Genomic DNA, 14732 nt, shown 5'->3' on the forward strand with positions numbered 1-14732 from the left:
CGAGGGCGCGGGGGAGGTCGTGGTGGAGGCTCGGGCGGCGGTGGGGGTCTCCTCCGGTGACGGGGGCACCGCGGGCAGCACGGCGGTCGTCAGTTTCGTCGTCGCCGTGGGCGAGGACGCGGGGGCCGTCACGGGCACGGGCGCGGTCAGTTCGGCGGTCGCGGCCACCGCGGTGTCGACCACCACGGTCTCGCTGGTCGCGCTGTCGCCGTCGACCGCGGCCGACATCGAGGTTTCGGCGGTGGTCTGCGTGCCGTCCGACCCGTCCTGGGATCGTGTGCCGGAGTCGGCGCTGCTGCTGGTCTGGTCGTCCGTCGTCGTCCCGTCGGATGTGGCGCCGTCCTGCTGGGCGGCGAGCGGGGGCTCGCCACCCTCATTGGCCACTCCGACGGCGGCCGTGCTCCGATCCGCCACCGTCGTTCCTGCCTCCCCATCCATTGCGCGATCCCACATCGAGCCGATGACAATTGTGCCCACAGTCCGGCTCTATGCACGACACACAGCGAACCGTGATGGTTGCCCGCCGCTTCGCGACGGGTTCGTTCAGCGCCCGAGCCGTCCTCGCACCATGCCGATCATGGCGGTCATCTCCTCGATCCTCATCCGCTTGGCCGCGAAGAGGAAGATTCCGAGCAGCAGGCCGCCGCCCACCACGAGTGCGGCGAGCGAGCCCACGGCGCCGCTGCCCAGCGCCCCGAGCACGGCGTAGACGGCCAGCCCCGCGATCAGCGCGGCGGGCACGCAGGCGCCGGTCAGCCGGGCGTAGGTGCGTACCACCCGCTTGCCGTCCAGGTCGCCGTCGAGCCGCGAGCGCAGCCGCTTGGCGGCCACCCCGACGCCCACGGCGTACGCGAGGCCGTACGCGGCGGCCATGCCGACCACGGCCCAGCGGGCGGGCAGCACCACGAAGCAGATGGCCGCCGCCGCCGCGTTGACCGCGGCCACGATGACCGTGTTGTAGAAGGGCGTGCGCGTGTCCTCGAAGGCGTAGAACCCGCGGAGGATCACGTACTGCACGGAGAAGGGGATCAGTCCGGCGCCGAAGGCCATCAGGATGAATCCGATGTTGCGCGCGGAACCGGTGCCGGTGCTCGCGTAGAGCAGGCTGCACATCGGGACGCCCAGGGCCAGGAAGGCGAAGGCGGCGGGCACGATGGCCACCGCCGAGGTGCGCAGACCGTAGGAGATGTCGTCGCGCACCGCGGAGACGTCGTTGTCCGCCGCGGCCCGCGAGATCCTCGGCAGCACCGCGGCCATCACCGAGACGGTGATGATCGCCTGGGGCATCTGCCAGATCAGCAGCGCGTTGTTGTACGCCGTGATGCCGGTGCCCTGGTTGCCGCTCTTGTCGGCGTTGGCGCCCGCCCAGGTGGCGAGCTGGGTGACGACGATCAGGCCCGCCTGGTTCGCCAGCACGAAGAAGAACGTCCACTTGGCGAGCTTGGCGGCCTTGCCGAGGCCGTGGCCGCGCCAGTCGAAGCGCGGCCGGAACTTGAAGCCCGCGTCCCGCAGGTACGGCAGCATCGCCAGCGACTGCACGGTCAGACCGAGCAGCGTGCCGATGCCGAGCAGCCGCGCGCCCTCGGGAGTGATGGTCGTCGCGTCCATCCGGGTGGTGCTGTAGGCGCCGTACACCCAGATGAACATGCCGAAGCTGAAGATCACCACGATGTTGTTGAGGACCGGCGTCCACATCATCGCGCCGAATTTGCCGCGCGCGTTGAGCACCTGGCCCATCACCACGTGCACGCCCATGAAGAAGATGGTCGGCAGGCAGTAGCGGGCGAAGGTGATGGCGATGTCGTACGTGTCGGGGTTGTCGGCGATCTTCGCGGACATCAGCCGGATCAGCAGCGGGGCCGCGATCACGGTGACGGCCACGATGCCGCCGAGCACCACCATCACGACCGTCAGCAGCCGGTTCGCGTACGCCGTACCGCCGTCGTCGTCGTCCTTCATCGCGCGGACGAGCTGCGGGACGAAGACGGAGTTCAGACCGCCGCCGATGGTGAGGATGTAGATCATCGTCGGCAGCGTGTTGGCGACGGCGTACGAGTCGCCGAGGGTCGCCACGCCGATCGCGGCGGCGATCACCAGGGTGCGGACGAAGCCGGTGAGGCGGGACACCAGGGTGCCCGCCGCCATCAGCGCGCTGGACTTGAGGATGTTGCCCGCGCGCGTGTTGGAGGTGGCCTCCGCCGCGCGCGGCGGCCTGGCGGCCATCGGCGGCGCGGCCGGGATGATCGGGATCTGCCCGGTGGCGTCCAGCGCGGACACCGGCTCGCCGATGTACGAGGGCGTGTACGCGTACTGCACGGGCTGCTGTTGCTGGTTCGGGTACGGCAGATTCGCGTAGCCGTACCGCGGGTCGGCGTACCGCTGGTCCTGGTAGGCGGCCTGCCCGTACGCCGGATTCTCGTACGCGGGCTCGGCGTACCCCGTCTCGGCGTTGTCCGCGGGCGCGGGCGCCTGCCCGTACGCCGCCGGGTAACCGGGCGGCTGCTGCTGGTGCTGCGGCGGATAGCCATAACCCTGCTGCGGCTGCTGCTGCGGGTACGCGTACCCCTGCTGGGGGTGCTGCGGCTGCTGGTACTGGGCGGGGCCCGGCTGCTGGTACGGCTGCTGCTGTTGCCTGGGGTCCTGCGGCGGCGCGTACCCCTGCTGCGGCTGCGGGGCCTGCTGCTGGGGCTGCTGGGCCTGGGGTGCCTGCGGGGCCTGGGGCTGTTGCGGCTGCTGCGCAGGCGCGCCGCCGCCGCGCTGGTCGCGGAAGAGGTGATCGAACGCGTCGTACCCCGGGTCCTGCCGGCCCTGACCGCCCTGCTGCCCCTGGGGCGACCCGCCGACCAGGTCGTCCACGCCGACGTACTGGGTCGCGGAGTTGTCGCCGTACGGCATCTGGGGGTACGCCGAAGGCTGCTGCTGCGGATACTCCTGCCCGTACGGTGGCGGCGGGTGCGCGGCGCGGTCGTACAGCGCCTCGCCCACCGGGTCCTGCGCGGTGGGGTCCTGCTGCTGGTACGGGTCGTAGGCGTAGGTGTTCTGCAGATACGGGTCAGGGGGTGAGGGACGCTGCTCGGGCGATGGAGGCATCTGGCCCGCAGAGTCGCGATCACCGTCATACGGCGCGTTCATCAGTGCCCCACCTTATTGTCCGCCGGCTATCCCTCCACCTTCTCACCCGTCGGGGACAGCTCAACGCTTTCCCGACCGGTGTCCTCGGTGTCAGTGCCAGGGTCACCCGGCTGCCCCGGATCACCGTCCTCCTGCCCGCCGCCGTTGTCCCCGTCCTCACCGTCCCCGCCGTCTCCGCCGCTGTCCGCGGCTGCCTGCCGCTTCCGCTGACGGTAGATGCGAACGCCCGCGAGCACCAGAAGGAGCAGACCGGCGGCGATGATCAGCATCACCAGATCGGTGACCTTGGTGATCTTGACGTCGAACTCGACGGCGTTGCTGTTGCGGTAGAGCACGCCCTGCGCGGTGAAGAGTGCCGCGGTGACCCTGACCTTGCCGTTCGCGCTCGCCGACGTCTGGAACTTCAGGGTACGGGTGTGGCCGCCGTCGATCGCGATCGGCTGCTGCGGGTCCTTGATCTCCAGCCGGATGTCGGTGTTCGACGTGAGACGCAGCACAAGGTTGGTGATCGGCTGGTTCAGCTCGTTCTTCACCGTCACCGGAATGGTCCCGCTGCGGCCGGAGAGGGTGAGGGTGGTCTTGGGCAGGATGCGGACCGCGTTGATCAGGTCCTGGAGGTAGCCGCCGATCGAACTGCGGAACTCGGTCGCGTCGGCGGGGTCGCCGCGCCAGCCGGCCGACATGGCGCGCAGCACCGAGTTGCCGAAGGGCACCGTCACCTTGTCCTTGCGGGTGAGGATGGTGACGAAGTCGTTGAGATGGGTCTGTGTCTCGCTGAGCTGCTGGAAGGCGCCCACGGACAGCTCGTGCCTGCGCAGCGCCTTGGGGTACTTCTTCGCCGACGGCACCTTGCGGTTCGCGTCCGGGTCGGCCTTGGCCTTGGCGGCGGTGTCGAAGCCGACCGTGGCGGCCCACGGGCTCGTGCCGACCGTGCCGATCGCCTCGGCCATCGCCTGTGCCTGCGAGACCGTGGGCATGCGCTGCGGGGCGACCAGGATGGTGCGCTGCCTCTCCGGCGCCTGCATGGTGATCATCAGGGTCTGCGCGACGAAGTCCTGCACGGCGAGATCGGCGGGCTCCGCGCGCAGCATGTCGCCCGCGAACGCGGTGGACAGCGAGGCGTCGGCGACCACCGCGGTCACCCCGTGGCCGATCGGTCGGGCCGCGTTGGGCGTGTAGCTGAGCGCATCGCTCTCGCCGACGCTGTCGCTGCGGGCCACGATCCGCTTCGCGCCGCCGGTACGGGCCACCGAGACGATGGCGGGGTCGACGGCCCCGTCCACCGGCCAGGCCACGTCGGAGGTGGCCTGGACGCCGAGGACGGTGTCGAGGGTGCTCACGCCCAGTTCGGACGCGGTCTTGAGGTGGTTGAGGGTGCCGGGCACGCGCAGGCCGTTGTGCGCGACGGAGGCCAGGTCGGTGTCGGCGAACGGCAGCGCGATCACCTGGTCGCCCGCGACAGCGCTCTTGAGCGAGTTCAGCCACGCCTTGGCGACCGCGCCGCCGGTGCCCTCGGTGGTGTGGGTGACGTCGCCGCCGGGGCCGGCGACCCGGTACGGCTTGGTCATGAAGTCGATCGAGGCGAGCAGGTCGGGGTCGATGATCCAGGTCACCGGCAGCGACTTGGCCAGGTCGACCATCACCTGGAGCCGCCCGCCGGGGGACAGCTCCTTGGCGAGGTCGTCGTCGAGGAAGATCGGGCTCTGCTGGGAGTCGGTGTCGCCGCGGGCGGCCACGTGCGGCCGGTCGGTGAGCGGCCACAGGTAGGTGATCTGCGTGGCCTTCGCGGTGGTGGTGTTGGTGTCGTACCAGGGCAGGAAGGTGCGCTTGATGCCCAGGACGTGCTCGCCGGGCTCCGCGGACGTCTCGCCGTCCAGCGCCACGCCGAGCTGGTAGACGCCCGAGGCGTCGAAGCCCAGGGACTTCACCGGGACCTTGAGGGAGAAGGGCTGGCTCTGCCCGGCCGGGATCTTCGGGAGGTCGACCGTGTGGCCGTCGATCTCCGAGCCGTCCAGGTAGCTGGTGTAACCGGTACGGTCCTGGGCGCTCTTCATCGCGCTGAGGGACGTCAGGGGGCCGTCCGGGGCGACCCTGACGCCCATCCGGGCGCCGGTGATCGTCGTCTTGCCGTTGTTGGTCACCGTGCCGGACACGGTGACGGAGCCGTCCTTGGCGGGGACGCGGGGGTCGACCTTGTTCAGCGCCACCGCGGCGGTGCGCGAGCCGCTGCCGACGGCGGCCTGCGCGCCCGGCGCCTGGAGCGTCTGGACGACCTGGAGCAGCCCGGTGAGCAGCGTGCCCGCGGCGATCAGGGCGACCGCCCGCAGCAGACGCGGCGAGCGCGCCGACGGGGGTCTTCCGGGTGCCTGTGCCGCCTCGCCCACGCGTTCGCCCGTCCCTCGTGTCGGATGTCGACGGGCGGGCGACGGTGGTCGTCGGTCCGCGCCCATCTGATGTGCGTGCTGGCATGTTAACGATCGGCGCTGTGCCAAAGTGCTGCGGAGTCCGGGGAAGAGGCCCGATGCGGCCCAGTCGAGATCTGGCCGGGGTCCGGCCGATGCCCCGCCGGGGTCCGCCGAGGTCCGGAACCGGGCGGTATGCCCTCGGGACGCGCGCCATATGCGCCCGCGACGCGGTCCCGCGGGGAAACCCGGCAGCCGTGGGCTCCGCGGACCCGTACCCTTTTACGTTGTGCCGAATGCCAACAATGCCGCTCAGACCCCGCGGGCCCGCCACCAGGTCGCGCCCGTCGCCGAGGAACTCGGCCACCGATTCCGCGACGCCGGATTCCGGCTCGCCCTCGTCGGCGGCTCCGTCCGGGACACCCTGCTGGGCAGGCTCGGCAACGACCTCGACTTCACCACCGACGCCCGCCCCGAGCAGGTGCTGAAGATCCTGCGGTCGTGGGCGGACTCGGTGTGGGAGGTCGGCATCGCCTTCGGCACGGTCGGCGCGATGAAGGACAGCTTCCAGATCGAGGTGACGACGTACCGCTCCGAGGCGTACGACCGGACCTCGCGCAAGCCGGAGGTGTCCTACGGCGACACCATCGAGGACGACCTGGTCCGCCGGGACTTCACGGTGAACGCGATGGCGGTCGCGCTCCCCGAGGGCGACTTCGTCGATCCGTACGGCGGCCTGGACGATCTGGCGGCGCGGCGGCTGCGTACGCCCGGCACCCCGGAGTCGTCGTTCTCCGACGACCCGCTGCGGATGCTGCGGGTCGCCCGCTTCGCCGCGCAGCTCGACTTCGAGGTCGCGCCCGAGGTGGTCGCCGCGATGTCGGCGATGGCCGACCGGATCGGCATCGTCTCCGCCGAGCGGATCAGGGACGAGCTGAACAAGCTGATCCTGTCCGACCACCCGCGCAAGGGGCTGCGGCTGCTGGTCGACACCGGGCTGGCCGATCTGGTGCTGCCCGAGCTGTCCGCGCTGCGTCTGGAGCGCGACGAGCACTTCCGGCACAAGGACGTCTACGAGCACTCGCTGACCGTGCTGGAGCAGGCGATCGACCTGGAGACCGACGGGCCGGACCTCGTCCTGCGGCTGGCCGCGCTGCTCCACGACATCGGCAAGCCGAAGACGCGCCGCTTCGAGACCGACGGCCGGGTCTCCTTCCACCACCACGAGATGGTGGGCGCGAAGCTGACCAAGGCCCGGCTGACCCAGCTCAAGTACCCCAACGATCTGGTGAAGGACGTCTCCCGGCTGGTCGAGCTGCACCTGCGCTTCCACGGATACGGCAGCGGCGAGTGGACCGACTCGGCCGTACGCCGCTACGTCCGCGACGCGGGCCCGCAGCTCTCCCGGCTGCACAAGCTGACCCGTTCGGACTGCACGACCCGCAACAAGCGCAAGGCAGCCGCCCTGTCCCGCACCTACGACGCCCTGGAAGCGCGCATCGCCGAACTCCAGGAGCGCGAGGAGCTGGACGCGATCCGGCCCGACCTCGACGGCAACCAGATCATGTCGATCCTGGGCGTCCCCCCCGGCCCCCTGGTCGGCAAGGCGTACCAGTACATGCTGGAACTCCGGCTGGAGAACGGCCCGATGACCGAGGACGAGGCGATCGCCGCGCTCAAGACGTGGTGGTCCGAGCAGCAGTGAGAACGGCGGCGTGAAACGGCGGAGGGGCGATGTTCCACGTGGAACATCGCCCCTCCGCCGTCTCGCCGAACGCGATGTTCCACGTGGAACATCGGCGTCAGCTCAAAGGCATCGGCATGGCGCCATCAGCTCAAGGACGTCAGCTCAAGGACGTCAGCTCAAGGACGTCAGCCCACGCGCGTCAGGCAGAGCGCGTAGTCGCCGCCGCGCCCCGAGTGGTCGTACTCGGCGTCGCCGTTGGAGCAGGCGTCTCTGTAGTGCTTGCCGCCGTGCCGCTCCACGACGCGGTACGCGGCCGAGCCCGACGTGCAGTCGACGACCTTCAGGGTCGGGTCGGAGTCGGAGCCGCTCTTGCTGACGCAGTCACCGGCGGACGCCGAATTCGCGTCGTTGCCGCCCATCGCGACTCCCGCGACGATGAGGGCGAGCACCAGCAGCGGCGCCAGCATGACGTACGCGCCGCCGCGCAGGAAGATCGGCTTGCCCGGGTTCATGGGCGGTCCGAAGCCGCCGCTGGGCGCGGGCAGCTTGTTGAACTTGCCGCGCGGCCCGAGGTTGATCAGCACCGTGATCGGCGTGATGACGAACGAGGCGATGCTCCACCAGCCCTGCCACAGCGTCTTGGTGGTCATCTCCCGGTGCGTGGCTATCCCGCAGGTGCGGCAGTAGTTCGCCCGTCGCTTCAGGAAGCGCATGATGATCAGGAAGCCCTGGTGGCCGCGGACGGTGGCCTGCACGGCCGGGAAGCCCCCGCAGAAGGTGCACGCCGGGCCGCCGTCCGGCGCCGTCTGCGGCCCGGTCTGCGGGTAGCCGAACGGCTGCTGCCCCTGGCCCTGCGGCGGCCCGTACGGGTTCTGGCCCGGCTGGCCCTGCCCGTACGGATGCTGCCCGTACGGATTCTGGCCGTAGGGGTTCTGGCCGTACGGGTTCTGTCCCTGCTGCGGAGGCGCGGGCGGAGGCGGTGCTGTCTGCTGTGCGTACGGCTGGCCGTAGGGATTGCGGCCAGGAGGTGGCGGAGTAGCCACGGTTTCCCCCATGTGTGGTGTGCGTCCCGGCGCGACGCCGGGGTCAGGAGCGGAGTCGGGTCATCGTGGCGGCCACCCCGGCGTAGAGCAGGGCGAGGACGGTGATCAGCGCTGGGGAACGGCCGTCGGGCGGCAGCATCAGGGCGGAGACCGCCGCGGCGCCTACGAAGGCGACGTTGAAGGCGACATCGTAGAGGGAGAAGACGCGCCCGCGGTAGGAGTCCTGGACGTCGGTCTGCACCACGGTGTCGGTGGCGATCTTCGCGCCCTGCATGGTGAAGCCCAGTACGAAGGCCGCGACCATCATCGGTCCGACGGCGAACGGGAGCGCCAGCGGGAGCAGCAGCACGGCGGACGCGGCGGCGCACACGGTGATCCAGCCGCCGGTGCCGAAGCGGCCGGTGGCCCACGGGGTGAAGACCGCCGCGGTGAAGAATCCGGCCGCGGACAGGCCGACCGCCAGGCCGAGCAGGGCAAGACCGGCGTCGGTGTCCGAGGGGTCGGACCAGGTGTAGCGGCTGAGCATCAGCAAGGTGACGGTCAGGGCGCCGTAGCAGAAGCGCATCGCCGTCACCGCGCCCATCGCCCGTCGCGCCGCGGGCCGTTGGCGCAGATGCCGCCACCCGTCGGCCAGGCCCTGCGCGGTGCCCGCGAGCGCCGTGCGCAGCCGCTGCCGCACCTCGGAGGGATCGGGCCCGAGCCGGTCGCGGCCCAGCGTCAGCGCGGACAGCCCCGCCACCAGATAGACGCCCGCGCCGAGCAGCACGGTCGCCGCGTTGGCCCCGGCGCCCTCGGGCAGGAAGAGGTGCACGACGAAGGCGACGCCGCCGCCCGCGGTCGCCGCGAGCGTCCCGGCCGTCGGGGACAGGGAGTTGGCGATCACCAGCCGCTCGGCGTCCACGACCCGCGGCAGCGCGGCGGACAGCCCCGCGAGCACGAAGCGGTTGACGGCGGTGACCGACAGGGCGGAGAGATAGAACAGCCAGTCCGGCACGTGCAGCAGGATCAGCGCGGCCGTCCCGCAGGACAGCACCGCCCGCAGCAGATTGCAGGAGAGCAGCACCTGCCTGCGCCGCCAGCGGTCGAGCAGCACGCCGGTGAACGGGCCGAGCAGCGAGTACGGCAGCAGCAGTACGGCCATGGCGGAGGCGATGGCGCCGGGCGAGGTCTGTTTCTCGGGCGAGAAGACGACATAGGCGGCCAGCGCGACCTGGAAGACGCCGTCGGAGAATTGGGACAGCAGGCGCACCGCGAGCAGCCGCCGGAAGCCCGACAGCCGCAGCAGCACGCGAAGATCGCGCACAACAGCCATGGTCACAGCCTCACATGACGCGGAAGGCCCCGGGCACGCGACCCGGGGCCTTTCCTTGGTACTGCGGTGGTGCCGTCCTGCGGCGGTGCGGTCCCGCGGTGACGCTGTGGCACCGTGCCGCCGGACGCGGCGTTGTCCGGCTCAGCCGGTCAGCGCTCGACCTCGCCGCGGATGAACTTCTCCACGTTGTCGCGGGCCTCGTCGTCGAAGTACTGCACCGGCGGGGACTTCATGAAGTACGAGGACGCCGACAGGATCGGGCCGCCGATACCGCGGTCCTTGGCGATCTTCGCCGCGCGCAGCGCGTCGATGATGACACCGGCGGAGTTCGGGGAGTCCCAGACCTCCAGCTTGTACTCCAGGTTCAGCGGGACGTCGCCGAAGGCGCGGCCCTCGAGGCGGACGTACGCCCACTTGCGGTCGTCCAGCCACTGCACGTAGTCCGACGGGCCGATGTGGACGTTCTTGGCGCCCAGCTCACGGTCCACGATCTGCGAGGTGACGGCCTGCGTCTTGGAGATCTTCTTGGACTCCAGGCGCTCGCGCTCGAGCATGTTCTTGAAGTCCATGTTGCCGCCCACGTTGAGCTGCATGGTGCGCTCCAGCAGGACACCGCGGTCCTCGAAGAGCTTCGCCATCACGCGGTGCGTGATGGTGGCGCCCACCTGGGACTTGATGTCGTCACCGACGATCGGCACACCGGCCTCGGTGAACTTGTCCGCCCACTCCTTGGTGCCGGCGATGAAGACCGGGAGGGCGTTGACGAAGGCGACCTTCGCGTCGATGGCGCACTGCGCGTAGTACTTGGCCGCGACCTCGGAGCCGACGGGCAGGTAGCAGACGAGGACGTCGACCTGGCGGTCCTTGAGGACCTGGACGATGTCGACCGGGGCCTCGGTGGACTCCTCGATCGTCTCCCGGTAGTACTTGCCGAGACCGTCGTTGGTGTGGCCGCGCTGGACGGTCACACCGCTCTGCGGGACGTCGCAGATCTTGATCGTGTTGTTCTCGCTGGCCCCGATGGCGTCCGCGAGGTCGAGGCCGACCTTCTTCGCGTCGACATCGAAGGCGGCCACGAACTCGACGTCACGTACGTGGTAGTCGCCGAACTGCACGTGCATGAGACCAGGCACCTTGCTGTCCGGGTCGGCGTCCTTGTAGTACTCGACACCCTGCACCAGCGACGCGGCGCAGTTGCCTACGCCAACGATGGCTACGCGAACCGAACCCATACCGGTTGCTCCCTGTGTAATCGTCACGCGGTTCCCCGGTTTTCGGGTCGGCCGCCGTTCTCTTGGTTGTTGTCGTGTGTGTCCTGCTCGGAGTCCGGGCGCGTGGTGCTGCGTCCGGCCCGCTCGGTCTCGATCAGCTCATTGAGCCAGCGGACCTCGCGCTCCACCGATTCCATGCCGTGCCGCTGAAGCTCGAGCGTGTAGTCGTCGAGCCGTTCGCGGGTGCGCACGAGTGAGGCGCGCATCTTCTCCAGCCGTTCCTCGAGGCGGCTGCGCCGCCCCTCGAGGACCCGCATCCTGACGTCCTTCGACGTCTGCCCGAAGAAGGCGAAGCGAGCGGCGAAGTGCTCGTCCTCCCAGGCGTCCGGGCCGGAGTGGGCGAGCAGCTCCTCGAAGTGCTCCTTGCCCGCGGCCGTCAGCCGGTAGACGATCTTCGCCCGGCGGCCGGCGAGGGGTGTCGCGGGCGGATCGCTGTCCACCACCGACTCCTCGATCAGCCACCCCTGAGTGACCAGCGTCTTCAGGCAGGGATAAAGACTGCCGTAGCTGAAGGCGCGGAACACCCCGAGCGAGGTGTTGAGCCGCTTGCGCAGCTCGTAGCCGTGCATAGGGGACTCGCGCAGCAGACCGAGAACCGCGAATTCGAGGATTCCGGAGCGCTTGCTCAATCCCTCGTCCCCTCGTTCCGGCCGGTCGCCGCTGTCCCGTACTGTGTGCCGACCCGATGCCTCCGCACGATGCATCGGAGCGATGTGTCGGTGCGATGTATCGAGTCGATACATCGGGACGATAGAACGGTTCGACACATCATGCAAGGCGGTCCGCGGTGACCGCCGTCACAGCGGGTGTCACAACATGAAACCTGTGAGGCGTCAACCGTCCGTTATGTGATGAACGCTCGCATCGTGCGTCTTTTGACCGTGCGTACTCTGTTCGCCATGCAGAGCACCGGGAACCCTGGGACGTCGGCGTGCGTCTTGGTCCTGGGTGCAGTGCGGCCTGACACAGCCGCACTCAGGGGGACAGACCGGAATGTCATCGATGCCTGCAGGCGATCCCGCCTGTCGAGGAGTAGCTGTTCATGAGCGAGCACCGTCGCAAGCCGCCGCAGTCGCCCTCCGGCGGCCGTGCTGCCGCCAGGCGCGGGGGACAGCAGCCGACGCCCCCTGCGTCAGGCGGCCGACGCGCGGCCGGCGGCCCCCCCGCCGGGTCCCCTAGCGGTATGCCCAGTGGCGGTACGCCGCCCGGCGGTACCCCGGGCGCCGTACCCGGCCGTCCCCCCGGCCCTCCCGGCGGCGTGCCCAGCGGTTCCCCTTCCGGCACCGGCGGCCCCGGTGTCCCCTATGAAGGACGCGCCGCGGCCCGCCGCGCCGCCCAGGGACGCGGCGGTGGCGGCAACGGCAACGGCGGCGGTCGCCGCAGAGGCACCGGCGGCCCCGGTGAACCCGGCGGCCCCGCGGGCCGGGGAGGCCGCAGGCCCGCCAAGAAGCGCTTCATCGACTACCCGCGCTTCGGCAAGCAGGGCTGGCGGCACTGGGTGCCCTCCTGGCGCCAGGTCACCGCGCTGTGCATCGGCTTCGTCGGCACCCTGGTCGGCATCGCGGGCATCGCGTACGCCATGGTCGACATCCCCGACGAGAACAAGGCGGCCGTCGCCCAGAACAATGTCTACTACTGGGCCGACGGCACCCGCATGGTCGCCACCGGCGGTGACTTCAACCGGCAGAACATCACATACGACCAGATCCCCAAGGCCATGCGCTACGCGGTGATCTCGGCCGAGAACAAGACCTTCGAGACCGACTCCGGTGTCGACCCGATGGGCATCACCCGCGCGCTGTTCAACATGGCCAAGGGCGGCGAGACGCAGGGCGGCTCGACCATCACCCAGCAGTACGTGAAGAACTCGATGCTCGACCAGTCGCAGACGGTCAGCCGGAAGTTCAAAGAGCTGTTCATCTCCATAAAGGTCGGCGCGAAGGTCGGCAAGAACGACATCATCACCGGCTACCTGAACACCTCGTACTTCGGCCGCGGCGCCTACGGTCTCCAGGCCGCCGCGCAGACGTACTACGGCGTGGACGCGGTCAAGCTCGACCCCAGCCAGTGCGCCTTCCTGGCGGCGTTGCTCAAGGGCCCGACGTACTACGACCCGATAGGCGCCACCAACATCGACACGTCGGCCACCGCCGAGGCCAACACCAAGCGCTCCACGCAGCGCTGGGCCTGGATCCTCGACCAGGAGGTCAAGTACGGCCACATGACGGCGACCGAGCGCGCCAAGTACACCAAGTACCCGATGCCCCAGGGGTTGAAGGTGCAGGCGGGCATGAGCGGTCAGATCAGCTACCTGGTCGACACGGTGAACAACTACGTCACCACGCACTCCTCGCCGAAGATCACCCAGAAGGACCTTGACCTGGGCGGATACCAGATCTACACGACCTTCGACAAGGCCAAGGTCAACGCCCTGAAGAAGTCCGTCGAGGCGGTCCGCAAGGCGAACATCAAGCCCGGCGGCTCGCACAAGTACCTGGGCGACGACCCCGACTACAAGGGCACGGACGCGGACAGCAATGTGCAGTTCGGCGCCGCCTCCGTGGTGCCGGGCGACGGCAAGATCGTGGCCATCTACGGCGGCGAGGGCTACGAGCACAACGAGTTCAACAACAACGCCAACACCGCCGGTGTGCCGGTCGGCTCGACCTTCAAGCCGTTCGTGCTCTCCGCGGCCATGATGTACGGCACCAACCACAGCGACGGCAAGCCCATCACGCCGGACAGCAAGTACAACGCCAACGACCTGCTGGTGATCAAGGACCACGACGGCAATGTGGTCCTCGACAAGGAGAACAAGCCGTTCCGGCAGAAGAACGAGGACTCGATCAAGCACGGCTACGTCACGCTGACCAAGGCCATGCAGAACTCGATCAACACCCCGTTCGTCCAGCTCGGCGAGGACGTCGGCCTGCCCAAGGTCAAGGCGACGGCGGAGAGCGTGGGCCTGCTCGACGAGAGCATGGCCACCATGGTGCCGTCGTTCTCGATCGGTACGTCCACGCCCAGCGCGATCCGGATGGCCGACGCGTACGCCACCTTCGCCAAATCCGGCGTGCAGGTGGACCCGTACTCGGTCACCAAGGTGATCCACAACGGTGACCAGATCGACGGCTTCTCGCGGCCCAAGCCCAAGCAGGCGCTGCCGGACAACATCGCCAACAACGTCACCAAGGTCCTCCAGAACGTGGTCGAGAACGGCACCGGCACCAAGGCCAAGGCCCTGGGCCGTACCGCGGCGGGCAAGACCGGTACCACCGACAGCCCCGGCGGCACCCGGTCCGCGTGGTTCGTCGGCTACACCCAGCAGCTCTCCACGTCCGTGGTGATGTTCCGCCAGGACACCAAGGCCAAGAAGCTGCTGCCGATGTCCGGCACCGGCGGCAACTCCTCCATCCACGGTGGTGACCTGCCGGCCACCATCTGGACCGACTACATGAAGGCCGCCCTCGGCAACTCCGAGGACCCCGGCTTCCCGGACGCCAGCAAGATCGGCGAACCGCAGAACGAGCCCGGCGCCCCGTCGCCGACGCCGTCCATGACGACGCCGCCGCCGAGCCCGACCGACACCGCGACCACCCCGCCGCCCACCACGACGACGCCGCCGACCACCCCGCCGACGACGCCGCCCACCACGCCGCCCACCACGCCGAGCGGCCCGTGCCTGCCGTGGGACCAGACCTGCAACACGCCGACGCCGAGCGACACCCCGACCACGTCGGGCAGCACCGGAGGACCGGGCGGCGGCGGAGGCAACAGCGGCGGAACGTCCACCCGCAAACCCGGCGACGGAGGATGACGGACGGCGGCTGACGGGGGACACCAACCGTCGCTGACAGCAGACAGCGACGGTTGGTGTCCCCGGGG

8 protein-coding genes are annotated in these 14732 nt (G+C 69.8%); 2 read left to right on the forward strand and 6 right to left on the reverse strand.

Features of this window, described 5'->3' with window-relative positions:
• Positions 1-543: 543 nt before the first annotated feature.
• Together murJ and ACIQCJ_RS00320 are read right to left on the reverse strand one after the other, a co-directional pair.
• Entirely contained in the window at positions 544-3090 is a 2547-nt protein-coding gene (gene murJ / locus ACIQCJ_RS00315) for a murein biosynthesis integral membrane protein MurJ (protein ID WP_402710236.1), read from the reverse strand.
• 68 nt (positions 3091-3158) lie between these two features.
• Positions 3159-5516: a DUF6049 family protein gene (locus ACIQCJ_RS00320; protein WP_391158845.1), complete on the reverse strand. Its 2358-nt coding sequence runs from the start codon at positions 5514-5516 to the stop codon at positions 3159-3161.
• A gap of 307 nt (positions 5517-5823) precedes the next feature.
• Between ACIQCJ_RS00320 and ACIQCJ_RS00325 the strand changes: the two genes are divergently transcribed.
• Positions 5824-7239, forward strand: coding sequence for a CCA tRNA nucleotidyltransferase (locus tag ACIQCJ_RS00325; RefSeq protein ID WP_402710237.1), 1416 nt, complete (start codon positions 5824-5826; stop codon positions 7237-7239).
• Positions 7240-7406: 167 nt separating this feature from the next.
• On the opposite strand, the gene ACIQCJ_RS00330 is transcribed toward ACIQCJ_RS00325, so the two are convergent.
• The 4 genes from ACIQCJ_RS00330 to ACIQCJ_RS00345 all read right to left on the reverse strand — a co-directional run bounded on the left by ACIQCJ_RS00330 (position 7407) and on the right by ACIQCJ_RS00345 (position 11476).
• Positions 7407-8264: a hypothetical protein gene (locus ACIQCJ_RS00330; RefSeq protein WP_402710238.1), complete on the reverse strand. Its 858-nt coding sequence runs from the start codon at positions 8262-8264 to the stop codon at positions 7407-7409.
• Between the two features lie 43 nt (positions 8265-8307).
• A complete protein-coding gene (locus ACIQCJ_RS00335; RefSeq protein ID WP_391042029.1) occupies positions 8308-9576 on the reverse strand; it encodes an MFS transporter in 1269 nt (422 codons plus the stop codon).
• Positions 9577-9725: 149 nt separating this feature from the next.
• Positions 9726-10808 carry an inositol-3-phosphate synthase gene (locus ACIQCJ_RS00340; RefSeq protein ID WP_391042031.1) on the reverse strand — a complete coding sequence of 361 codons (1083 nt, stop codon included), beginning with the start codon at positions 10806-10808 and terminating at the stop codon, positions 9726-9728.
• Between the two features lie 23 nt (positions 10809-10831).
• Positions 10832-11476 (reverse strand): PadR family transcriptional regulator, encoded by a 645-nt coding sequence (locus ACIQCJ_RS00345; RefSeq protein ID WP_355336653.1) that lies wholly within the window; start codon positions 11474-11476, stop codon positions 10832-10834.
• A gap of 413 nt (positions 11477-11889) precedes the next feature.
• Here ACIQCJ_RS00345 and ACIQCJ_RS00350 point away from each other — a divergent pair, with 413 nt between their 5' ends.
• Positions 11890-14664, forward strand: a complete 2775-nt coding sequence (locus tag ACIQCJ_RS00350; protein ID WP_402710239.1) for a transglycosylase domain-containing protein — start codon at positions 11890-11892, stop codon at positions 14662-14664.
• The last annotated feature ends 68 nt before the right edge of the window (positions 14665-14732 follow it).

The sequence above is a fragment of the Streptomyces sp. NPDC093221 genome (genome assembly GCF_044753885.1).
Taxonomy (GTDB): Bacteria; Actinomycetota; Actinomycetes; order Streptomycetales; family Streptomycetaceae; genus Actinacidiphila.

Excerpts from the sequence above, each read along its gene's own strand:
- ACIQCJ_RS00340 (WP_391042031.1), bottom strand. The coding sequence starts at position 10,808 with ATGGGTTCGGTTCGCGTAGCCATCGTTGGCGTAGGCAACTGCGCCGCG.
- ACIQCJ_RS00335 (WP_391042029.1), bottom strand. The coding sequence starts at position 9,576 with ATGGCTGTTGTGCGCGATCTTCGCGTGCTGCTGCGGCTGTCGGGCTTC.
- murJ (WP_402710236.1), bottom strand. The coding sequence starts at position 3,090 with ATGCCTCCATCGCCCGAGCAGCGTCCCTCACCCCCTGACCCGTATCTG.
- ACIQCJ_RS00350 (WP_402710239.1), top strand. The coding sequence starts at position 11,890 with ATGAGCGAGCACCGTCGCAAGCCGCCGCAGTCGCCCTCCGGCGGCCGT.